We start from the raw sequence: 23,852 nt of genomic DNA, 5'->3' as shown, positions 1-23,852 counted from the left end.
AAAGATCATGAAGAGTATGAAAATCAAACTAATGCAGGCCGCAGTATGCTTGGGCATGCTTTCGCCTATGGTTTCCTGTACCGGGAATTTGGAACTCACCCCAACAAGTGAAATCACTGTTGCCGGGTTTTGGACCTCAGAGGACAACGCCAGGGGGGCACTTAACGGGATGTACGTTCGCTTTAGGGACCAGTCCGCCAGCAACCTGTTTATTTGGGGAGAAGGACGCAGCGGAACATTGACCTATGGACTTCAGGCTTCTGAAGGGCTGGAAAGATATTTTGAAAATACGATCGACCCCAATTTTGCAGGTCCTGACTGGCTGCGGATGTATACAGTGGTGCACGATGCCAACCTTTTGATAGCATATGTCCCCGAAATCGGGTTTACCAATGAGGCCGACAAAAACAGAATGCTGGCGGAAGCCTATACCATGCGGGCCTTTGTTTACTATACCATGGCCAAAACCTGGGGAGGTGTTCCACTGGTGATCAGCCCAACCGAAGGATATGATGCCGAAACGACCTTTAGGGAACGTTCTTCGGTGGAAGCAATATTCACCCAAGTAAAGGAGGACCTTAATACGGCCCTGTCACTTTATCCCGATAACTCGTTGGCCGCAGGAAAGGCTTCGTGGAGCAAGCCCGCTGCAAACGCCCTCAAGGGGGATGTGTACCTGTGGACAGCCAAACAGCTTGACGGTGGTAATACTGATTTTCAAACGGCACTGGAAGCCCTTCAAGAAGCAGACGTTTCAGCACTTGAACTTCTTCCCAATTATGATGATATCTTCCGATACGATAACAAAGGGAACAATGAAATATTGATGGCCGTGCATTTTAGGGACCTGGAATCAGGGACTAACTACAACAGTGGCATGTACATCAGGGACGATCAGATTCCAGCCGGGGCAGCCCCCGAGGTAATTGCCCAAGTAGGACAGGGAGGTGGTCTGAATAGATGGGGACCATCACCGGTGGTGACCTCCGCTTTTTCCAATGGTGACCAACGTAAAAATGCAACGTTCCTTAGTCTAACAGTCCCCGATGAGGAAGGCCAAATGGAACCATATGCCAATATAGTAACCAAACTGAAGGGGTACATAGACCCTTCTGGACGTAGGTTTTTGGATGATGTGGTATTGTACCGCTACGCTGATTTGTTGCTGATGATTGCCGAGGCAAAAAATGCCCTGGGAATGGACCCTTCCGAGGAGATCAACAGGGTTAGGGCAAGGGCCTATGGACAAGATTTTGAAGCACACCGTTTTGTGGACTTGGGGCAGGTTGCAAATGATGAGGCCATATTGCAGGAACGCCTGCTGGAGCTGGCCTATGAAGGAAAAAGATGGTGGGACCTGGTACGCTTTGACAAGGAGTTTGAACTGGTGCCCTCCCTACAGGGCAGGGAAAATGAGCAGTATCTGACCCTGTGGCCAATTTCTTTGAATACGATTAGCCTCAATTCGAAAATCATACAAAATCCTGGATACGGAAATTAATTATCAGGCGGCAGGAGGGCAGTAGCCTTCCTGCCCATAAAATAGCAACCATGAAATTCAAGAAAATTCACGGCCTGATCGCGGCCACTTTTACGCCGTTTTGCGAAGATGGATCCCTTGACGAGCGCAAAATCCCTGTCCTGGCGCAGTCCTTAAGGGCCAATGGTATGGCAGGGGCATTTATTGCAGGCACTACCGGTGAGGGTGCAGCCATGACCTACGACGAAAAGATCAGACTATTGGAGGCCTGGGCACCTTTTTCAGCTGCCGAATTTAAGGTAATGGCCATGCTGGGCGGCACCAGTCAAAAAGAAGCCATCGCCCTGGCAGATCGGGCAAATGCCTTGGGGATCTATGGGATAGCCATGACGGCTCCCTATTACATGCGACCAAATTCGGTCAAGCAGTTGGTAGACTATTACGAATCCATTGCCGCCGCAGCGCCGGACCAGGCATTTTATTTTTACCATATTCCATTACTTTCCAAAGTAGAGCTGCCCATGTTGGACTTTTTGGAAGAGGTAGGTGAAAGGATTCCCAACTTTGCTGGCATCAAATACACACATAATGACTTAATGGAATTTAACAGGTGCCTGCGTTTTCAAGGTGGCAAATATGATATTTTATGGGGCTGGGACGAGACCATGCTGGCAGGATTGTCCATGGGAGCAAAAGGAGCCGTCGGCAGCACATATAATTATGCCGGACCACTTTACCAGAACCTCATGGAAGCTTTTCAGCAACAGGATATGGAAGCGGCTAGACATTGGCAAGAGAAGTCCATTGACCTGATCAGTTTATTCGGTCATTATGGTGGAGCAGCCTGCGGAAAGGCCATCATGAAATTGTGTGGCCTGGATTGTGGCCAGTTCCGCTATCCCGTAAAGCAGCTGGAAAAGGGAGATTATGAGGAACTGAAAGAATGTTTGGACCAGCTGGGTTTTTTCCAATATAGTAGTAACGAAAAACAGGAGCAATAGGACAAGCATAATTCCCATTGCAACAAAACAATCATCCATGAGAGCTATAATCTATATTACCTGTATCTTATTTTTCACAAGCTTCGGAAAAGTCGTCTGTGGGCAAGGGCTTTTCGATAATTATCTCGGGAGTTTTACCTTTCAGGATTTACCTGACTTGCCGGCAAATGCAGGTGACAGTGCGTCCCATGGGTATGCGGGAATGTTTGCTGGTGTTCACCAGGATGTGTTGATATTGGCAGGTGGCGCCAATTTCCCGGAGGAAGCGCCGTGGAATGGAGGGAAAAAACACTTCTCCCAACACATCTACGTTTTGGAGAAATCATCCCATGGATATCAATGGGTAGCAGGACTGGAACTGAAATTGCCCTTTCCAGTTGCCTATGGTACCAGCATCTCGACACCCAATGGTGTTTTGTGCGTTGGTGGCAATGACCAAGGCCAAACGTTCAACAAAGCATTTCTACTGAAGTGGAATCCAGCCTTACGGCAGGTGGAGCTACAATACCTGCCCGATTTGCCCTTGGCGCTCAGCAACTCCACGGGTGGCCTAATAGGGACCAACGTTTACCTGGCAGGCGGAGAAGGAGAAGAGGTCACGGATGCTTTTTTTCGAATGGATCTTGGTCGAGATAAATTGCAGTGGGAGAGATTGTCCCCGTGGCCCGGTAAGCCGCGTTCTCATGCCATGTCCGCTGTCCAGAGCAATGGGGTGAACGATTGTTTTTATTTGTTTGGAGGAAGGCGAAAGCAGCAAAATGACGTAAGTGAGCTGTACACAGATGCCTATTGTTATGACCCCCAAAAGGAAGTTTGGAAGCGACTGAGTGAAATACAAAATGAGGAAGGGAAGCCCCTTACCTTATCGGCCGGGGCAACTGGCCCCCAGGGAGCAGGTCAAATCCTGTTTTATGGGGGCGTGAGAGGGGATGTTTTCAACGAACTGGAGCGATATGCGGAAGCACTTTCTGACCCAGAAGATTCAGTGGAATATAGGCAACTTATGCTGGACCGGAATAACCTGATGGAAAACCATCCCGGCTTCAACAGGGATATCCTGGTTTATCATACCATAACGGACAGTTGGCACACCATGGGCAAACTTCCATTCATGACGCCTGTGACCACCACGGCCGTTTCGTGGGACGGGAAGATGGTACTGCCGTCAGGGGAGGTTTCTCCTGGGGTGCGGACCGCCTCCATCCACTCGGTCGGGTTCAGAAAGGAGGGGGCCTTCGGTTGGGTAAACTATACCATTTTAGGTCTTTATCTGGGATCTCTCGTATTGATGGGGATCTTGATTTCCAGTAAGCAACATTCCACAGAGGACTTTTTTAAGGCAGGGGGAAGGGTCCCATGGTGGGCAGCAGGAATCAGTATTTTCGGTACCCAGCTCAGCGCGATTACCTTTATGGCCATCCCGGCCAAGACATTTGCCACGGATTGGACGCTGTTTTTTTTATTGATGACCATTATCATTGTAGCACCGGTAATCATATGTATATTCCTCCCGTTCTTTAGAAGATTGAATATCACCACCGCCTATGAATATTTGGAACTGAGGTATAACCGGTCGGTAAGGCTCATTGGCAGCCTGATCTATGTGGGACTTCAGTTGGGAAGGCTTGGGATCGTATTGTTGCTTCCTTCCCTGGCCCTGACCGTGGTGACGGGAATAGATGTATCCATATGTATTCTGATCATGGGGCTTTTGAGTATTTTATACACTGTTTTAGGAGGTATTGAAGCAGTGATCTGGACAGATGTCATACAGGTGGTTGTACTGCTCGGAGGTGCATTGATATGTTTGGGATTTGTTTTTTATGAAATCCATGAAGGCCCGGCCGAATTAATGGCCATGGTCAGGGATAACCAAAAAGGAAAGATTTTTGACATGCGAATGGATTTTACCGGTACCAGTTTTTGGGTAGTACTCGTAGGGGGAATAGCCGCCAATATCGTACAATATGGCAGTGACCAAACGGTGGTTCAACGGTACCTGACCACCAAAGATGAGCGGTCTGCAGCAAATGGGATTGTCACCGGGGCACTGATGGCACTGCCTTCCGCACTGATCTTCTTTAGCATGGGGACGGCACTTTACCTGTTTTATAAATTGCACCCCGCAGAGCTTAGCCCTGCAGTCCAAAATACAGACAGTATATTTCCCTTTTTTATTGTAACCCAACTGCCGACCGGGGTTTCCGGGCTGTTGATAGCCGCAGTTTTTGCCGCAGCGATGTCCAGCCTGGACAGCAGCATGAATTCGGTGGCCACCGTGGTGACCACTGATTTCTATCGCAACTGGTTTCCAAAGGATACCACAGGGAAAAATACCCTGGGATTTGCCCGTTTGATAACGGTAATTGTCGGGGCTTTTGGGACAGGTTTTGCCTTGGTAATGGCACGTTTGGGACTGCCTTCACTCTGGGATCAGTTCAACATGATCATAGGCCTTTTTGCGGGAGGTTTGGGAGGGATCTTTCTGATCGGCATGCTTTCCAAAAAGGTCAATGGTAAGGGAGCATTGCTAGGGCTATTGTGCAGTGCAGTGGTGCAGGTGGCCGTAAAGTATGGTTCGGAATTGAGTATTCACCTATATGCCCTGACGGGGTTGTTAAGCGCCATGGGGATGACATATTTATGCAGTTTCTTCTTTACCGATAAATTGGATGTCAGTGGCCTAACGGTCCATTCCTTGGGCAATAAAGTAGAAAAACAAGAGAATAATAAATTGGAAAATGCCTAATCAAGAAAAATATTGGAGATGATAACATTCAGCAAAATTCAGACATTTCTCATGGGAAGCCTATTGATCATGATGGTCAACTGTACTTCCCGGCCTACAGGAGCAGCAGACGTGGTTCAGGTAACCGTAAACCAACACACCGTCCCGGTTATCAAGGGGCAAAACAATGATGTACTTTCAATGGAATTTACCCTAAAGGAAGGGGATGTTTTGGAACAAATATCATTGGCCACGGATGGGGCTGAAGAACTGGAGGCACTGACTGTCTATGAATTGGAAAAGGGAACAGGAGGGAATAAAGAACCCATAGCGGCATTGGTAAGGGTCGGTGAAAAAGCGGTGGTTAACATGGACAGGCCCTTATCTCCCGGTGACCATAAATTGGTGGTGGGCATCCAGCCCAAGAAAAGCGCGTCCTTAAAGAAAACACTTCAAATAGGCATAAAGGACATATCGTTTGGCAATTCCGGTGCAGCCATTGCAAAGCAAAGCGGTTCCATGCCACTTCGTCTGGCCACAAGCTTACGAAACGCCGGCGACGACGGAGTGGCCGCATATAGGATACCCGGGTTGGCCACGACCAAAAAAGGCAGTTTGATCGCAGTGTATGATATACGGCACAACAGCTCGGTAGACCTACAGGAGGATATTGATGTGGGAATGAGCAGGAGTACTGATGGAGGAGAGAACTGGGAACCCATGAAGACCATCATGGACATGGAAGAGTGGGGAGGGAAACCCCAGAAGGAAAATGGCATAGGAGATCCGGCCATATTAGTGGATCCGGCCAATAATACGATCTATGTGGTAGCCCTTTGGCTGCACGGAAAACCGGGAGAAAGGGCTTGGTTCAGCTCAGGGGCAGGGATGTCTCCCGATGAAACAGGGCAGCTGATGATGGTCAAAAGCCACGATGATGGAAAGACGTGGTCTGATCCCATCAATATTACCCGACAAATCAAAAAAAGGGAGTGGAAACTCATGTTTAACGGTCCGGGCAAAGGCATTACCATGAGGGACGGTACATTGGTTTTTGCCGGACAATATAAAGATGAAAACGACATGCCTTACAGTACCCTGATCTACAGTCAAGATCAAGGAGAAACCTGGCATATCGGAACCGGGGCAAAGGCAAATACCACCGAGGCCCAGGTAGTTGAGCTCAATGACGGAAGCCTGATGCTTAACATGAGGGACAATAGGGGCGGGGCACGTTCAGTGGCCGTTACCAAAGACCTGGGGAAAACCTGGAAAGAGCATCCTTCAAGCCGATCAGCTTTGGTCGAGCCCGTCTGTATGGCAAGTCTCATTACCTACCCTGAAAACAGGCAATCCATGGATGCCTCTCATCTGTTCTTTTCAAATCCGGCCGTAACAGACGGGAGGTATAACATGACCATCAAATCCAGTAAGGACGAAGGCATGTCATGGACTAAAGGGCTTTTATTGGATGAAGGAAAAGGTTGGGGCTACTCTTGCCTCACGGTAATCGATAAGGAGCATTTGGGCATCCTGTACGAGAGCAGCCAAGCCCACATGACCTTTCAGATCATAAGGACCACTGAACTGATCCCATGAATAAAGCAGCGCTAACGAATATCAGTGGTTCCCTGTGGATGTGGTTTTTGTTCATGCTGCCTATGGGCTCATGTGATAAAAAAGAAGTTAACGGGACAGGGGAAAAACGGAAAATGAACGTGCTTTTGATCGTGTCAGAGGACAATGGGCCAGAACTTGGGTGTTACGGAAACCAAGAAGTGTCTACGCCCAATATTGACCAGCTTTCAGCTACCGGGGTAAGGTTTAACAATGCATTTGTTACCTATTCGGTATGCAGCCCCTCTCGTTCGACCCTGTTTACGGGGCTTTATCCCCATCAAAATGGACAAATTGGGCTGGCTACCCATCACTATCAAATGTACGATTCTTTAAAAACCCTTCCCCATTATTTACATGGTGCAGGATATCGGGCAGGGATTATCGGTAAAAGGCACGTCAATCCCCCAGGTGCTTTCCAATGGGACTATGAAGCCATAAAAGGATCAAATTTTGAAAAAGTACAGCTTGACAAATATGCTGAAAATGCCTTGGATTTTATCCAAAGGGATTCTGTCCGACCTTATTTCTTAATGGTCAATTTTCCTGATGCACATTTTCCATTACAAAAACAAGTGGAGGGATTGCCTCCAGATCCCTTGAATGCAGAGGACGTTAACGGCAGCCTGCCCTTTATTGGTGTGGACAGTAAAAGGTTACGCGAGTATACAGCCAATTATTACAATAGCATGGCCCGTCTGGATATTGCCGTGGGATGGTTGCTAAAGAAGCTGGAGGACAAGGGGTTATTGGAAAATACGGTGATCATCTATATGGGGGACCATGGTCCCCAGTTTTCAAGGGCCAAGTGTTCCAATTATGAAGCAGGACTCAGGGTGCCGTTAATCATTCGCCATCCACACCGATACCATCATGTCGGTGTCCGAAATGAATTGGTGTCATCGATCGATATTATCCCCACCATCATGGATATTGTCGGCTTAAGGATACCCGAGTCATTGGATGGTATGTCGTTACTGCCACTACTGGAGCAGCAGGAACCCAAATCAAAGTGGAGGGACTATGTTTTCGCTGGAGGTACAGGCTCTACCTCGATGTTATTTTATCCAAGAAGAAGTGTGAGGAGTGATCGCTACAAGCTGATCCAAAATTTATTGTATACAAGAGAAAACCCCAAATACTCCTTTTATGCGGATCATTTAAATGGGCATTTTGCCGCTGGTACAGAGGAGTTGGAATTGTTGGGAGCCACAGATGAAGTAAGGGCCGCCTATGCAACATGGAAAAACCCACCTGAATATGAGCTTTATGATCTTCAGGAAGACCCACATGAGTTTAACAACATCATTGACAAGGCCAAATACCAATCCATAAAGGATGAAATGATCGCTGCTTTGCGCAAATGGCAAATAGAAACGGACGATCCATTTTATGACCAAGGAATCCTGGACCGGTTTGTGGAGGAAGTGGATTCGGTAAACCAGCATTTCCCAGACCATTCCTATGCCAAGGATCCTTCCTTTCGGTGGAATTACCTGCAATATTTTAAATAACCGGATGAAATAGGTTGCCAATAAAGAAATTTTACAGCGTACCATGGACAAAAATAAGATTCTTGAATATACCCAACTGTATAAGGCCACACTTTTGGAAAATGTCATCCCTTTTTGGACACAAAACTCTCCCGATTGGGTAAATGGAGGCTATTACACCTGTTTGGACAGAACAGGAAAGGTTTTCGATACCGATAAGTTCGTTTGGTTGCAGGGACGACAGGCCTGGATGTTTAGCTTTCTCTACCAAGAAGTGGATAGAAAAGAGGAATGGTTGGCAATATCCAAGCTGGGAATTGATTTCTTGGAAAAATATGGAAGCGACAGTGATGGCAATTACTACTTTTCCCTGACACAAAAAGGCCGCCCGCTGATACAGCCATATAATGTTTTTTCCGACTGTTTTGTGGCCATGGCCTTTGCCAGGTATGGACAAATCCCAGGAAACGAGAGCATGGGGAGCAAGGCCATAGCAATATTCCAAAAAATATTGGACCGCCAGGCCAATCCCAAGGGGATATATAACAAGGTTTACCCAGGAACAAGGCCTTTGAAGAACTTTGCTTTGCCGATGATCCTGAGCAATCTCTGTTTGGAAATGGAGCCCTTGCTGGACCAAGGTATGGTAGAAGAAATACTGGACACCTGTGTCCAGGAAGTCATGGTGAACTTTCTGGACCAGGATACCATGGTGATGTTCGAGAACAGGACATTGGATAATGGATATTCCAATAGTTTTGAAGGCCGCTTACTCAATCCCGGGCATGCCATTGAAGCAATGTGGTTCATGATGGATATAGCAAAAAGAAGGGGAGATCAATCACTGGCCAATAGAGCCGTGACGATAATGTTGCGGCAACTGGAACACGGGTGGGACAAGGAGTTTGGAGGAATATTTTATTTCTTAGACCATGAAGGGCATCCACCCCAACAACTGGAATGGGACCAAAAGCTTTGGTGGGTACACTTGGAAACCCTGGTGGCCTTGGTAAAGGGATATCACCTGACGGGGGAGACGCGCTGTTGGGAGTGGTTTGAGAAGGTACACAAATATGCCTGGAAAAATTTTCATGATCCAAAACAGGGGGAATGGTTTGGGTATTTGAACAGAAGGGGCGAAGTACTGCTCGATCTTAAGGGAGGTAAATGGAAAGGCTGTTTCCACGTTCCGCGAGCCCTTTACCAGGTCTGGAGGACCTTGGAAAGTGAGGTAGACAAGAAAAACTTTTAAACTATATACAGAAAAGCCCAACACTAGGCAGCATTGACCCTTTAAACGACATCATTACCATGAAAAAATACATATTGAACCAATGCAGTTGGAAAACGATCAAAGAGGAAAAGTTCGGCATGGCCCTACTTCCCTGGGGTGCCACAGAACCGCACAACTATCATTTGCCGTATGGAACGGATACACTTCAATCGGAAAAAATCGCCGAATTAGTTGCCGATAAGGCCTATACCAATGGAGTTAAATGCATGGTGCTTCCCTCCATTCCCTTGGGAGTACAAAATCCCGGACAAGTCGATTATCCTTTTTGCCTTCATACAAGACCAACCACCCAGCGGGCGATTTTGCAGGATATTTTAGCGGCATTGGATCGTCAAGGAATCCATAAAGTGATCATTATCAACAGTCATGGGGGCAACGGATTTAAACCCTTCATCCGGGAGCTCCAAGTTCAGTTTGAACATTGTTTTATCGGAGTAATCGATTGGTTTAACGTAATGAACAATGAAGATTATTTTGACGAGCCCGGTGACCATGCTGGAGAAATGGAAACCAGCGTCATGCAGTTTTGCTACCCGGAGTTGGTTTTGCCCTTGGAAGAGGCAGGTGAGGGTAAAGCTACCGGATTTAAATTGGCAGGTCTGAACAGTAAGTTGGTATGGACACCAAGGAATTGGGGGAAAATAAGCAATGACACCGGAGTGGGCAATCCGCGAAAAGCCTCTGCCAACAAAGGAAGACTTTTTTTGGACGACCTGACCAATAGCATCATGGAATTTTTAATGGAATTGGACAAGGTAGGTCCCATGGACATTTACCAAAAACGGTGATAGGAATGAAAATCCTGAAGAAGAATTCAAATAGGGGAATCCTATTTTTAATAATCCTGTTTTTACTGACGATCAATGTAAATGCACAAACCAAAATAAAGGTGGCGTGCATAGGCAATTCAGTCACCTATGGTTTGGGGATTTCGACAAGAAACGTGTTCTCTTATCCTGCCAGGCTTCAATTTCTGTTAGGAAAGGAGTATGAAGTCAAAAATTATGGTCACAGCGGGGCTACACTACTACGGAAAGGTCACCGTCCCTATTCTTTGACCAAAGAATTTGGTAATGCCCTGACCTATAAACCTGACATAGCCATCATCAATTTGGGATTAAACGATACGGATCCAAGAAATTGGCCCGATTACGGTCTTTCTTTCGAAGCCGATTATGCCTGGTTAATAGAACAATTCAGGAATGTAAACCCAAACATTGAAATCTATGTGGGATTGTTAACACCGATATTCAGTGGTCACCCACGTTTCGGATCAGGTACCCATCTTTGGCACAAAGCAATCAATAACAAGATCGTTAAAGTGGCCCATGCAAATGGGGTAGGATTGATAGATTTATTTACCCCTCTGGTAAATCGGCCGGACTTGTTCCCAGACCATATCCATCCCATAGAAGAAGGAGCCGCTATAATGGCAAATACGGTTTGTTCATATCTTGTCAAAGATTTTGGAGGGTTGAAAATACCGGAATTATTTGCCGATGGTATGGTCCTTCAGCGAGGAGATCGTATTCCTGTTTTTGGTAGAGGGAATCCAGACCAGGTGGTGACCGTGGATTTTCAAGGTAAAAAAAGGCGTGCAGTGGTGGATTCGGGAGGGAATTGGATCCTATACCTTACCGGGGTTAAAACAGGAGGTCCATTTGTGATGGAAATCCACCATTCCGAGGAGACCATTACCTTAAAAGATGTATCGGTAGGGGATGTATGGTTATGTATGGGCCAATCGAACATGGATTTTCCCTTACAAGCTTCCCGATCATGGAGAACGGGAGAAGTACCGTTAAAAAACCAAAATATTAGACTTTTTAAATTCCATGCCTTAAAGTCAACCGACAATATTCCTTGGGACAGGGCAACCCTTGAGAAAGTCAACGGACTCGGATATTTTAAGGGTAGCTGGAACGTAGAAAGGAAGGGATTTTCTGCGATAGGCTATCATTTTGGAGTGTCCGTACAAGACCGGCTAAAGGTACCAATCGGTATTGTCCAGTTGAGTTTAGGAGGGGCCCCAATCGAAGCATTTATGGATAAAGAGGTACTTTGGGATGACCCGCAATTGGTTAATTTATTGAAGGATTGGATTAATTCGGATTATATCATGCCATGGGTGAGGGAAAGGGCAACGGTCAATATGACCCATAAAGTTTCCGAAAGACAACGGCATCCTTACCAACCTTCCTATATATATGATGCAGCATTATGCAATATCGTTCCTTTCGGCATCAAAGGGATCTTATGGTACCAAGGGGAGAGCAATACCCATAATCCTGGTTTGTATAAAAGGATGTTCTTTCGAATGATCGAGGATTTTCGTAAGAAATGGCAAAATGATCGACTTCCGGTTTATTTTGTCCAGCTTCCCGGGATGGACCGTCCTTCTTGGCCTTGTTTCAGGAAAATGCAACATGAAATTGACCAAGAACTTTCATTTTCGGAAATGGCGGTAACGTTGGATCTTGGAGATTCGCTCAACGTACATCCTGCAAAAAAGAGGGAGGTAGGTGAACGCTTGGCCATAAAGGCCCTATCCAATACCTATTCCATGGATATTTTGGCAAACGCCCCAAAAATGACATCGGTGGAAGATGGACAGGACGAGATTATCGTGAGCTTTGAAGATGGAGAGGGACTATGTACCCTCAATGGTGAAAGCGTGATGGGGTTTGAACTGGTCAACGCAAAGGGACAATCGGTAGCGGTTCGTGGAAATATAAAGGGTGGTCAAGTGAAGCTGCCGGTACACAATAACTTTCAGGTGAAGGAAGTACGGTATGGATTTAAGCCTTTTACAAGAGCCAACCTGTCCAACATGTCAGGAATGCCCATGGGTACTTCATCCATAAAGATACCATCAAAAATTAGCGGGAAACATAAGTAATCAAAACATGAGAAATACCCTATTGTCCTTGTTTTCAACACTCTGTTTTATTGGAATATCCTTGCAGGTATTGGGACAAAAAGAAAACGTTTCCAAAGGTTTTGTGACCAAAAAGGGAATAGAAGAGCTAAAGGAAGTGCCTGTGAAATTGATACCCTATCCTGATTCGGTCTTGTGGGAACGAGGAGAAAGGATCGTCGTAGACGGTCTGGAACTGCAAGGAGAAGGAAATATAAGCGAGTCATTATGGAATGAGTGCTATGACATCATTGGAGAAAAGGACTTTTTACCTACTAAAAAAAATCTTCTGATCATTACGCTAGAGAAAATCCCAAAACTGGAAAGGGAAGCCTATAATCTCATGGCCTCTCAGGAGGGAGTGACCATTCAATCAAATACAGAAGAGGGCTTTTATTATGGACTGAAAACCCTTCGACAATTGATCATTCAAGAAAATGGCATCCATTATGTTCCCAGGGTCAAAATATATGATAAGCCCCGGTTTCCCATTCGTGGATTCATGATAGATGCAGGAAGGAATTATCAGGATCTGGAATTGATAAAAGAGCATCTTGAGATTATGTCAGACTATAAATTGAATGTGTTTCACTGGCATTTGACCGATAGGCCAGCGTGGCGGATAGAAAGTAAGGCTTACCCACAGCTGACTGCAGCCGAAAACCACAGGGAAGGGAGGAATGCCGGCAGCTATTATTCTTATACATTGGTGTCCGGTAAAAAATAAATGAAAGAGGGCCAGTCCATTGCTGAACCAGCCCATTGTGGCTACTTTTGAGTTACGACACAAAAAAGTTAAGCCATGGGCAAAAGTAGTAATTTTAGCGGACAGCCGATATTCAATCAGTTAATAAAGTTCATTGACAAGGGGGAGGTAAGGGAGATAGCCCGCAGGCATAATGCGGAGCGTTATGTGAAGAAGTTCACGACTTATAACCACTTGATAGTAATGCTGTTTGTAGCATTTGAGGGCTATCATTCCATTCGTGAGACACTTGTCGGTTTGTTGGCCAATGCCCATAGATTGGCCCATTTGGGTCTGAACTATGTGGTAAGGCGGAGTACGTTATCAGAAGCCAACAAACGACGTGTGAGCGATGTGTTCGCCGATATATACATGAGTGTGTACCAAAGGCATGGTGACAGTTTAACGGACAGCCGGTTGAAGGATGCTGATATGAAGAGGCTCTATATTATGGATTCTACCACCATTAGTCTGTTCAAGGATATTCTCAAGGGAGTAGGCAGGAACCCTAAAACGGGCAAAAAGAAAGGAGGTATTAAGGCCCACACCATCATCAGGGCGAGTGACCATGTTCCTTATCTTGTCCGTTACAGTGCGGCTGTCCGACATGACCATACCTTCCTGGATGAGGTTTTCAACCTGCCCGGGGGCTCTATCATCACTTTTGATAAGGGATATGTGGATTATGGAAAATATGAGGTCCTGACCGAAAGCGGGATATGGTATGTGACCAGGTTAAAAGACAATGCTGTCTATCAGGCCCGAAAGGAGTTTAATATTCCTGATCAGGCAGATTCCGGAGTACTCAAGGATGAAGAAATCATCTTACGATATGGCAAGAACAAGCAACAGGAGCACCGTTCCAGGAGAATAGCCTATTGGGACAGCAAAAGTGAACGCCGTTTGAGTTCATTACCAATAATTTTGAGATGGCAGCAGAGAAGATAGCACTCATCTATAAAAGACGCTGGCAGATAGAGCTATTATTCAAACAGCTTAAGCAGAACTTCCCTTTAAAGTACTTCTTGGGCGACAATGAAAATGCCATAGAAATACAGATATGGTCGGCCATGTTGGCCAATCTCCTTTTGACCTTGATCAAAAGCCAGGTCAAAAGGAAATGGGCTTTCTCCAACTTGGTATCCCTGGTCAGACAGCAATTAATGAATTATATCAGCTTGTATAGGTTCCTGGAGGATCCGGAAGGAAGCTGGAGAGCCATCATACAAGAAGATATTTTGAAAAATCAAAACACACTGTTCCCTGAGATGAGGGGGGCTTGCCCCTGACGAAAAATAAATAACCACTTTGTAATCAAGAGGTTGAAAATTGAATTTAACTAATATCCGGGTTTACCGGACAACAATGATTCTTATAATGAAATCAGGGAACTGATAACTTATGCCGCGGAGCGAAAAATCCAAGTAATCCCGGAAATAGATATGCCAGGGCACAGTGACTCATTTACCAAGGCAATGGGCTTTAAAATGGAATCAAAAGAAGGCATGGAAGCATTGGAGGTTATTTTGAGGGAATTCTTTTCAGAAATCCCGAAAGAACTGGCTCCCATTATCCACATTGGTTCAGATGAAGTTCACATACCGAATCCAGCAGGATTCATTGAGCGAATGGTGGATATAGTGGAATCCAATGGGAGGAAGGCCATGATGTGGAGTCCAGGGCTTCCCGCGTCTCCTTCGGTTTTACGGCAGTCCTGGGGGGAGATGGATACCGTAGGGGAAAAACACCAGCGTTTTTTGGAAATCGACTCCCGTAACAGTTATATCAATAACGCTGAACCCATGACATTTGTAAATAAGTTGCTTTTCAAGCCAATAGGGGCTACCATGGAAAAAAATGATTGTCTTGGAGGGATCCTGTGCCTTTGGCATGATGTCAATGTGGCTGACCAAAAAGACGTATACCTTAACAATCCCGTTTATCCCGGCCTGCTGACCTATGCATGGAGCACTTGGACAGCTGACATATTGGTGGCTCCTGATATATTTATGACCACGCTTCCTCCACTTGGTAGCGAAGCTGCCGATTACTTTAATGTATATGAAGATTACCTAATGGACCATAAAAAACGGTTCTTCGGGGATAGGGCCTTTCCCTATCTTAGACAGAGTGATCGTGCATGGAAGCTATATGGGCCGACAGACCATCCCATGATCGACCTTGAAGCGATTGACAAATGGATAGGTGAGGTTGGTGAATTTACCCAGGGCAGGGGAAATACCATCATCATTCGAGATAGATTCCAGCAGGGTGGCTATTTCCCCGATATTCAGGTAGGGGAAACAGTTGTAGCCAAAACTTCCATTTTCAGCCAGGAGAAACAAGAGGTTCTCGCGTGGATTGCCTTTGAAACACCATTGAGGGCCAATAGGACCTATGGAGGTATTCCAGAGACCGGCAATTGGGATTCACATGGAGGAAAGATATGGGTGAATGGTGAACCTTTGCCTTCACCGGAATGGGAAAATCCAGGATGGAATCCCTCCAATACCGAAGGTTGGGCCAGCAAAAAGGACCAAGAGGTTCCGTGGGGAAAAGATGAGCTTTATTGGCGCAGGGAACCTTATAAGCTGTATTTGGAAAAAGGAAGGAATGAGGTGACCATTACCATTCCCTATACTAATATCTATCAAAACTGTATGGTCACTTTTGGCATTTTCGATAAGTTACCCTATGAATCATATTAAAAAGAGAGGGGATTAGAGGCTTTTTGTATTTATTGGAGTACAAAAAATAAAGGTATAAACTTCTATTTATTAGCAGTCTTTTTGAAGCCCGGGACCAATACAATCGCCTGACCGAAAAAATGGTCAATAAAGGATGTGGTGAGAGATTTGGGTTGGAATTCCCAGTTGCCCGACAAATCTATTGTTTCAGGGGTTGTCCCGGACTTATTGCCCATGGCTATTTTGGCCAATAGCACTCTTTCAAAGATGTCAAGAGATGGTCGGGAAGTACTCCTGGAAAACTTATTTCCAACCCTAGGTTTACCAACAGTCAATGGCATGATCAAGGAGTTATTTATGGTGTTTCATCAAGAGGGATTGGGATCGGATGGCATGTATGGATTGAAAACCAAAAGTTTGTCCACCGGCTTCCATTATTCTTGAAAGGCTTTTCGGTACCGTTCTTGGAACATATGTCAATAAAAAAACGCCATTGCTGAATTTGTCGGCGTGTAAACCTCCCCGTTCCAACGGAAGGGCGGTCAGGGCCCTGTTTCCTGTCCAATTTATAGGTGTTGGGAAAAAGGAGGGTGTACAAAGGCGAACATAGGGTGTCCACTGGTGGATAATTTATCAGTTGTCCCGGACCGCCCAAGCAATGGCTAAAAAAAAATGACCATAATGATGAAGTACGTGATCAATGCCCTTTGCCTGCTAGGGGCGGGCTACCTTTCCTACCGTTATCCACTGTTTGTATTTCTACTGGTGGCCCTTATGTTTGCCGTTTTGCTGTATTTGGTGGTGGCCGGTATCTTTTTGCTGATAAAGAAGAGATTTGCTTGGCAAAGGCTCTCTACGCCGTTCGCCATTCTGGCCATGGCCCTGACCGGGGTGGTAATGGGCCTTCTTAAACCATTGCCAGACCCCGTTATCCGATCGGACAATGCCGGAAAGGAGCTACGATATGCCCATGGCACCGACCAAGGGGACAGGATGAACCTTAAATTCTTCCTGCCCCCGTTCAGGGAGCAAATGAAGGACCGTGATCGCATGCGAGTTGAACAGGTCAAAGCATTGGTCGACAAGGGGCTGGCAACGCGGCCAAGGGATAAATTTCATGCTGCCTTTGTCCTCCACCACAACCCGATGAAGGACAGTTCTATGTATGAACTTGCCCATTCCCTGGCCGACCAGGCTGCCGCTGCCCCCACCATGGCCGGGGAATACCAGGTACAGTGGCTGGCCAGGGCCACATACGACCGGTGGATGCTTTCCATCGGGCGGCCCCAAAAATATGGTACCCAGGGAGGGGTAAGCTTTTCCATTGAATAGTATCCCAGGCCATTTCCATTCCTTTTTGTCCGGGCAGGTCCCCAAAGCGAAGTTGCGGGCAATGGATGCATCCGTGAAATGAAGAATGGGACGGGGGAGTCCTTTTATAATTTTCCAATAATCAACAATTTTAAAGAATGAAAAGGTGTTGGATCCAAAATAACTTTTATGTCATTACCGGAGGTCCCGGAGTGGGGAAAACCACCCTTCTGGAAGAACTGAAGAACAGGGGCCATAGGACGGTCCCCGAGATTGCCCGTGAACTGATTCGTGAACAGCAGCAGAAGGACGGCAATGCCCTTCCCTGGCGGGACAGGGAGTTGTACAGGGACATCCTGTTTGAACGTTCCGTTATTGGCTTTGAGGAGAACTGTCATGGGATATCCAAGGAGTTGCCGGTCTTTTTTGACCGGGGGTTTTTGGATGCCATATGCTACGGGGAACTTATCCGGACGGCAATCAGTAGGCGCATGAAGGCGTATGCGGAAAATTGGCGGTACAACCCACTGGTATTTATCCTTCCCCCATGGAAGGAAATCTACCAAACGGACGGCCAGCGGAAACAGGATTGGACGGAAGCTGTACAGACCTTTGAGAAGATGTTGGATACCTATGCCGGTTATGGGTATGAGACCGTTACGGTGCCCAAGGGACCGGTCAGGAAGAGAGCTGATTTTGTATTGGGGTATGTAGAAGGACTTGGTGGCAAATAGGTGTGCCGGGCAGATGGGCTTTGGGAAATGATATGCTCATCCCTGCCATTTTAAGGATCCCCGGGAAGACCAACACCGATATAAACCTTCATGTCAGGACCATTGAACACCGCGCAAGGTTGGGATGGATCCATACCGGGTGTTACAGAGGGTACGGACCCGTTTGTGCTTTGTTGGGGCCTTTAGGGCCGGGGGGTGGCGGCCGTTGTCGCAGGCCTTTGGGCAGGATGCCTGCTCCCGGAAGGTCGACGTTTCCCTTTTCGCCTTTTTCCCAGCCAAATAAGGCATCCGCTTACCGGAAGACTGGCAGCAACCAAACTCGTCAGAAAGGCAAGGACTTTGCCCGGGATGCCCAAGATACTCCCCACATGGATCGGATAGTTCAGCTCAGCGGCCTTTTCCCCATTGGTAAGGTTTTCGAACCGTGATTCCTCGATGATTTCAGCGGTGTAGGGATGGATAAGGTACCGGATATAATTTCCATAGCCGTGGTTTCCCATTGTCGCATTGATGGACATGGGGCTGTCCTCCTTACGGGGAAACCTGATGTAAAAATAGCGGGCATCGGGGTGCCTGCCAACCATTTTGGCCATTATGGCGTCCAATACCTGGGCCTGGTCCGGTTCGGAGAAGGTGATTTTTGGATGTTTGTGGCCGGCTTTTATGGACTTTCCCCCATTGGCGACCCATTGGATCCCTTCGCCTACCCAATCAAAGGACCATACCAATCCGGTAACGGCCATGACAAGGGCAAAGACCAACGCATAAAACCCAAGGATGTTGTGCAGGTCATAGTTCCTGCGCTTCCATCGGGTCGTCCGTTTCCATCGGAACCAGAACCGTTGCCTGGCAGCAGACCGGTTTTTGGGCCACCAAAGTACCAATCCGGTGATCAACATGACCACGAATACCAGTATGCCATAGCCCACCACTTCGTGGCCAATGGAATAGGGCAGAAGGAGGGTGAAATGTGCCCACAGGACAACATTGAAAAACTCCCACTTGGTGTTTTCAATATGGACCACTTCCCCGGTGTAGGGATTGAGGAATACCTTATAAAAGTAAACGATGTAATCTCCGTACCAGCGCACGGTCTGGTCCGTGCCTTCATTGAACTTTCTGAACTGAATATAGACGGTTTCATTTTCGGCGGTAGGGTAATAGGCCCTTTCCACGGAATATCCATTGCCCAGGGCTTCTTCGGCAGCATTGACCAGTGCGGTCAATGGCATTCGGTCATTGCCCCCTGGCGGTGGATCGATGTACATCCTGTCCTGGTAAACCAAAGGACGTATCTCGTCCTGAAATACCCACAGACAGCCGGTAATGGACACCATAAACACCACTAGCCCGGATGTCAATCCGAGCCAGAGGTGAATCTTTCCTATGGTTTTTTTGATGTTCATTTTATGACGGGAAAATCCTTACCTTACTTTCTGAATGCCCATCAGCGAACCCGGGAGGGAAATGCCTTCCGTATAGGAACCATCTGGAGCATACCGGATAATGGTAGCGTTGCCGTCCTCATCTGAAATACTGCTGTAGTTTTGGCCATCGATAAAGTAGGGCGACCCCACATATGATCCTGCATAGGGCAGGTCGGCTTTGCCCACGACCGTTTGTTCGGGAAGGTTGATTTCGTAGGTGAACCAACTTAAACTATAATAGTCCCTTCCGTCCAGTTCGGGAGACCAAGCCAGTTTTTCGGTGTCCAAAACCCTTACGTATCCATGGTTTTCCTTGGGAGACTTGCCCAAAGAAATGCCCACACTATAGCCTTCGATTTGATCCATGTAATTGGGATCATAATCCTGGTCAAAGCCATCAGCACCGGCTTCCACTTTTAAGATGCACCCACAGTCTTCTTTTTCCCTGGATGTTGTGGCAAATGGCAGGTAGTAGCTGGTGCCATAATAGGCGTCCCCATTTTCCATGACGGCAGGCATGACGGCCATGGGACACCTGTCGGTTTCAGCATAGGAAATGACCGCATCATTTTCAATGTCGATGATGGCCAGGCCGGTTTTGTCCAAATACGTTTCATTGTCCCAATTGAGCCATCCGGCCGGAATATAAAGCCGGTTGCCCACGATCTGGAATTCATCAAATGGCATGGACACCCAATACCCCTGATAGCCGTCACGCAGTTGTTCGGGTAGGTCAAAGGATTTGGTGATGGACATGTCTTCAGGGTTCCAAACGATGATCTGTCCTTGGGTATAGTCAATGTAATAGGCTTTAGTTTCACTGAAGAAAATATTACGGTTTTGAAGATCGGTTACCCCTTCATTGGCCATGGAGAAACGGTCCCCTTCCCAAATTTCGTTGTCCGCTGTGATGTCATACCGTGTGAAACTGTAGTCCGCAGGGTCGGCAATGGTTAAATAATTTTCGGATTCGGGGGCGAAAAACCGGGCGTTGCCGGAAGTTTCAATGGCATTGGCGGGATCCACCTCGCCGGTCATCAGGTCTTCGACCAACGTGGTATAATGCAATCTCCCATCAGGAGTGTTTACCCGGTAAAATAGGGCATAAAGATCGCCCCCTTCTTCGGGTTCGGGACCGTTGGTTTCGGGTTCATCGTCGTTGCAGGAAAAGACGGCAAGCGAGAGCATTACCGCAAATAGACGGATAAACTGGTTTTTGTAGCGGTAGGCTACGTTCCTTTTGTTTTTCATGGATAAATACATTTTATACATATTGGTTAAATGAACATTTATTGGTTTAAAATGATGTGGTCAATTTCAAATAGAAGGCCCTGCCCGGTTTTTGGACTCCAAAGAAGTCATAGACCTCCGAATTGGTGAGGTTGTGGACCTCCGCGGTCAGGGAAGTTTTCAGCCCTTTGACGGGCATTTGATAGGTGGCGCCTGCATGTTGGATAAATTGTGCAGGGATGATGGCCTTGAATTTCTTGAGGCCCACGCTTTCCCAGCCCTTGTAAAACGCGTGTACATAACGGTTTTTGAGGAATAGATGCAGGTTCCCTGCATGGGTAAACAGCTCCGGGAAATGATAGCCTACACTGTTATGGATGAAGAAATAGGGCCTGTTGGGGATGCGATCTCCTGCATAGGGACCAAAATCGCCCTTGGGGCTTCGGTTCCTGAATTCCTGGACAGTGGTGTTGGCGGTGACCTGCAGGCGTTTATTGGAAGACTGCCATGACCCGTTGAATTCAACACCTAGTGACCGGGCCGCAAAAACGTTTTGATAGCTGAAAACCTCATTATTGCCCAGCAGTAGGATAAGCTGGTCGGTGCCGCGCAAAAAACCATTCAGGGAAAGCTTCCACGGTCCATGGGCGTCCAGGGAACTGGAGAAATGAACCGCCAGGTTGGCATTATGGCTCCTTTCTGGCTTCAAGGATAGATTGGGCAAGATCAACCTACCGTTGCCGAAAATCTCTCCCGACCTGGGCAACCGTGTGGCCCATTCATAGGATGCCTTCAGCATCCACCGCGGATGCAGGTGAAAGCGAAGACTGGTGCCGATACCAAAATTGTTTGACTCCCGGTCCATGGTCCTGGTGACTTCAAGGGTGCTTGTGGGTTCTTCTGCGCGGACAGCTTGGAAGTAGTGCTTGACAAAGAAGCTGTTTTCCAATTTTTCATCGGCCGAATTGAAGCGGTGTTCCAGTCCGTTTATCCAAGTAAACAGCGTGTTTATTTCATGAAGGGGGTCGATGGTCTCGTTTTCTTCGTCCCATCTTTCGTCACCGGACCGGGAGACATAGGTGGGGGCCGACGAAGCCCGTAAAAGATGGTTTGCTCCCAGTTGATACTCCATTCCAAGCCGTGCATAGGTGACATGGTCCCATATCAGGCGGTCGGTTGCTTGTCCGAGCTCGCCCGGGGAGCGTTCTCGTGGTGTCCCGTCTGCCTCCCTGACCACATCTCCTGTCCAGGTATAGATGTACCGACTGGTATCCACAAAGTTTACCCGGTCATAGGTATATCCGCTGGCAAAGTTGATGCGAAGGTGCCCGGCAATTTCTTTTCGATAGCGCAGCAGGGCACCTTGGTTGGTGTTCCGGCTGGTGACTTCGCCATAGACGATCGACATGACGTTGTTGTTTTGGATATCGCGGGCAGTGTGGTTGGCAAAAACTTCCAACGATATTTCATCTGCCCATTTTTGGTCTGCCAGGCCCACGGTTCCGCGTAGGCCGTAGCTTTGGTACGAATCGTGGAACCGGGGCACGGTAGCATCGTGCAGTTTTCCCCCGTCTCCCACAATTTCCACATCCACGAGGTAATTGTTCTTCGCGTGGTCATAGTACCCGCTGCCACGAACAAAGAAGCCTTTTGCATTGGTTTTGCGCTGCGCCTCCAGTGACAGCCGATGTGTGCCAAAGGAACCCACCTGATAGGATACCGCCCCTTTGCCATGGTTGCTGCTGCCATTGGACACCAGGTTCACGGCACCCCCAAGGGCATCGGCTCCCAGATCCACGGGGACTACCCCTTTATAGATTTCTGCCCGCTCAATCAAATTTACGGGTACATTGGCGATTCCCGAGCTGTACCCCATAATGTCCAACGGTATACCGTCCAGCATAAACCGGATCTGGTCGTCGGTGAGGCCGTTAAGGGAAAAACGGTTTTCCGAACCCAGTCCGCCCGATCGCCGTACATTTACCCCCGATACGGTGTTGAGGACCTCACCGAGATCGGCCGTTTGGAGTTTTGCTTCTTTGGTATCCACTACGGTGACGGCCTTGGAGGATTCGCGGAGCAAGGTCGATTCGGTTTTGCCCATCACGGTCACCTCACCAAGTTGTTGGGCGGTTTCGGCCATGTAAAAGTCAAGGGAAACAGACCTGCCCGAAATGAAGTTGACTTCCTTGATTTGGGGCGCGTAGCCCAAAGCATTACAGGATACGGTGTGCTTTCCAGGACTGATGCCCTCAATCCCATAGTGGCCATGTTCATCCGTTACGGTTCCCAGTTGGGTGCCCGCTATCCTGATGACCATGCCGGGAAGAGGGGGACCGGCTTCCAACCGTACCGTTCCGACCAGTGCGGCCGAATGCTCCTGGGCATTCCCTTGGAGCAGCGTCTGGTATAGGAGCAACATAATGAGTAGGCTTCTTTTCATCATCAGACGCATATACTAAAGGTGGATTTCCTAAGTTGGTTTTCATAGAACAGCATTTCACCTGACCGAAAGTCGATTTGCCTGAAACCCTTGGTCTTGGTATTGAGGTAATAGGTGACCTTGCCGGGAGAAGCGGACAGGGTCTTTCCATCACAGGTTACCAATTTTGGGGAAGGGGAACTGTTGTAGACCCTTAACACTCCCTCAAAACTCAGTTCACAGCTGCTGGCAGCAACCTTTTTGGATGTGCCCGGAATATTGCTGAAGTAGAGCATATTGTCCGTTGAAGGAGCAGGATGTTCGTCCTTCACCGAGGTCTTGGCTATGGTCTGTGGTCCCGAATTGGACCCTGCCCAAAAAGAACCGGACAAAAGGCCCGTGGCCAGCGCAATGCCTGCTGCATAACGAAGCAGGGTACGGGGCAAGGGAAGGCCCTTCCCGGATTTCACTCCTTTGGCCAGGCCGATCCATACCTCGGAATCCAAGGCCTGTAGTTCGGATGCGGTAAGTTGGGGTGCTTCCTCATGGACGGAGTCCAGCCAAGACTCCACCAGTTCCCGTTCAGCGGGCGTGCACAGGTTACGGCTATACCTGTCCAGCAATTCATTTGTAACGTTCATTTCGGTAAGGATTTTTGGACCATTTAAAGGTATAGCCGTACAGCCCTTGGTTTTCCCTGAGTGCCTTATGAAAAAAAGTTGTTTTTTAGAGGGACAGGTGATGGCCACTGGTGGGTTTTTCCTGA

General features: G+C 47.5%; 19 protein-coding genes and 1 pseudogene. 15 read left to right on the top strand and 5 right to left on the bottom strand.

Annotated elements, in window-relative coordinates; genetic code table 11:
- The first annotated feature begins 7 nt into the window (after window positions 1–7).
- The 13 genes and pseudogenes from ECHVI_RS21175 (at window position 8) to ECHVI_RS21125 (ending at window position 15,983) form a co-directional block, all read left to right on the top strand.
- On the top strand, window positions 8–1,501 hold the full coding sequence (locus ECHVI_RS21175) for a RagB/SusD family nutrient uptake outer membrane protein (protein ID WP_015268059.1): 1,494 nt from the start codon (window positions 8–10) through the stop codon (window positions 1,499–1,501).
- A gap of 50 nt (window positions 1,502–1,551) precedes the next feature.
- Window positions 1,552–2,481, top strand: coding sequence for a dihydrodipicolinate synthase family protein (locus ECHVI_RS21170; RefSeq protein WP_015268058.1), 930 nt, complete (start codon window positions 1,552–1,554; stop codon window positions 2,479–2,481).
- Between the two features lie 37 nt (window positions 2,482–2,518).
- Window positions 2,519–5,230: a sodium:solute symporter family protein gene (locus ECHVI_RS21165; protein ID WP_015268057.1), complete on the top strand. Its 2,712-nt coding sequence runs from the start codon at window positions 2,519–2,521 to the stop codon at window positions 5,228–5,230.
- A gap of 18 nt (window positions 5,231–5,248) precedes the next feature.
- Entirely contained in the window at window positions 5,249–6,808 is a 1,560-nt protein-coding gene (locus ECHVI_RS21160) for a sialidase family protein (RefSeq protein ID WP_041739079.1), read from the top strand.
- Window positions 6,805–8,340, top strand: a complete 1,536-nt coding sequence (locus ECHVI_RS21155) for a sulfatase family protein (protein ID WP_015268055.1) — start codon at window positions 6,805–6,807, stop codon at window positions 8,338–8,340. The genes ECHVI_RS21160 and ECHVI_RS21155 overlap by 4 nt, the downstream gene beginning before the upstream one ends.
- Window positions 8,341–8,383: 43 nt before the next feature.
- Window positions 8,384–9,571: a n-acyl-d-glucosamine 2-epimerase gene (locus ECHVI_RS21150; RefSeq protein ID WP_015268054.1), complete on the top strand. Its 1,188-nt coding sequence runs from the start codon at window positions 8,384–8,386 to the stop codon at window positions 9,569–9,571.
- Window positions 9,572–9,630: 59 nt separating this feature from the next.
- Window positions 9,631–10,401 (top strand): creatininase family protein, encoded by a 771-nt coding sequence (locus ECHVI_RS21145; RefSeq protein WP_015268053.1) that lies wholly within the window; start codon window positions 9,631–9,633, stop codon window positions 10,399–10,401.
- Window positions 10,402–10,406: 5 nt separating this feature from the next.
- Window positions 10,407–12,512: a GDSL-type esterase/lipase family protein gene (locus ECHVI_RS21140; RefSeq protein ID WP_015268052.1), complete on the top strand. Its 2,106-nt coding sequence runs from the start codon at window positions 10,407–10,409 to the stop codon at window positions 12,510–12,512.
- Window positions 12,513–12,519: 7 nt separating this feature from the next.
- On the top strand, window positions 12,520–13,257 hold the full coding sequence (locus ECHVI_RS21135) for a family 20 glycosylhydrolase (protein WP_083892007.1): 738 nt from the start codon (window positions 12,520–12,522) through the stop codon (window positions 13,255–13,257).
- Window positions 13,258–13,332: 75 nt separating this feature from the next.
- On the top strand, window positions 13,333–14,223 hold the full coding sequence (locus tag ECHVI_RS21130) for an IS4 family transposase (protein WP_281168832.1): 891 nt from the start codon (window positions 13,333–13,335) through the stop codon (window positions 14,221–14,223).
- Window positions 14,205–14,564: a transposase gene (locus ECHVI_RS24265; protein WP_281168831.1), complete on the top strand. Its 360-nt coding sequence runs from the start codon at window positions 14,205–14,207 to the stop codon at window positions 14,562–14,564. The genes ECHVI_RS21130 and ECHVI_RS24265 overlap by 19 nt, the downstream gene beginning before the upstream one ends.
- Before the next feature lie 93 nt (window positions 14,565–14,657).
- Window positions 14,658–14,750 (top strand): annotated as a pseudogene (locus ECHVI_RS24260) (family 20 glycosylhydrolase); the annotation flags it as partial.
- Window positions 14,751–14,762: 12 nt separating this feature from the next.
- Window positions 14,763–15,983, top strand: coding sequence for a hypothetical protein (locus ECHVI_RS21125; RefSeq protein ID WP_245553391.1), 1,221 nt, complete (start codon window positions 14,763–14,765; stop codon window positions 15,981–15,983).
- A gap of 62 nt (window positions 15,984–16,045) precedes the next feature.
- Here the strand turns inward: ECHVI_RS21125 and ECHVI_RS23795 are convergent, their stop codons facing one another.
- Window positions 16,046–16,303 (bottom strand): hypothetical protein, encoded by a 258-nt coding sequence (locus ECHVI_RS23795; protein ID WP_015268051.1) that lies wholly within the window; start codon window positions 16,301–16,303, stop codon window positions 16,046–16,048.
- A gap of 340 nt (window positions 16,304–16,643) precedes the next feature.
- Here ECHVI_RS23795 and ECHVI_RS23135 point away from each other — a divergent pair, with 340 nt between their 5' ends.
- Both ECHVI_RS23135 and ECHVI_RS21110 read left to right on the top strand, forming a co-directional pair.
- Window positions 16,644–17,294 carry a hypothetical protein gene (locus tag ECHVI_RS23135; RefSeq protein WP_015268050.1) on the top strand — a complete coding sequence of 217 codons (651 nt, stop codon included), beginning with the start codon at window positions 16,644–16,646 and terminating at the stop codon, window positions 17,292–17,294.
- Window positions 17,295–17,431: 137 nt separating this feature from the next.
- Complete coding sequence (locus ECHVI_RS21110; RefSeq protein ID WP_015268049.1) at window positions 17,432–18,007, top strand: AAA family ATPase; 576 nt, start codon at window positions 17,432–17,434, stop codon at window positions 18,005–18,007.
- Window positions 18,008–18,189: 182 nt separating this feature from the next.
- Here the strand turns inward: ECHVI_RS21110 and ECHVI_RS21105 are convergent, their stop codons facing one another.
- The 4 genes from ECHVI_RS21105 to ECHVI_RS21090 are packed head-to-tail and all read right to left on the bottom strand — an operon-like array spanning window position 18,190 to window position 23,727.
- The gene (locus ECHVI_RS21105) at window positions 18,190–19,413 is read right to left on the bottom strand and encodes a PepSY-associated TM helix domain-containing protein (protein ID WP_015268048.1); all 1,224 of its coding nucleotides are present in this window, start codon (window positions 19,411–19,413) and stop codon (window positions 18,190–18,192) included.
- Window positions 19,414–19,431: 18 nt separating this feature from the next.
- Window positions 19,432–20,685 (bottom strand): hypothetical protein, encoded by a 1,254-nt coding sequence (locus ECHVI_RS21100; protein ID WP_015268047.1) that lies wholly within the window; start codon window positions 20,683–20,685, stop codon window positions 19,432–19,434.
- A 46-nt stretch (window positions 20,686–20,731) separates the two neighbouring features.
- Window positions 20,732–23,110, bottom strand: coding sequence for a TonB-dependent receptor (locus ECHVI_RS21095; protein WP_052331474.1), 2,379 nt, complete (start codon window positions 23,108–23,110; stop codon window positions 20,732–20,734).
- Window positions 23,110–23,727: a hypothetical protein gene (locus tag ECHVI_RS21090; protein WP_015268045.1), complete on the bottom strand. Its 618-nt coding sequence runs from the start codon at window positions 23,725–23,727 to the stop codon at window positions 23,110–23,112. Before ECHVI_RS21090 ends, ECHVI_RS21095 begins: the two co-directional genes overlap by 1 nt.
- Window positions 23,728–23,852 lie beyond the last annotated feature (125 nt).

The organism is Echinicola vietnamensis DSM 17526 (assembly GCF_000325705.1).
Taxonomy (GTDB): domain Bacteria; phylum Bacteroidota; class Bacteroidia; order Cytophagales; family Cyclobacteriaceae; genus Echinicola; species Echinicola vietnamensis.
The sequence above is the reverse complement of the archived record's forward strand: the minus strand, read 5'-3'. Positions and strand labels throughout refer to the sequence as shown.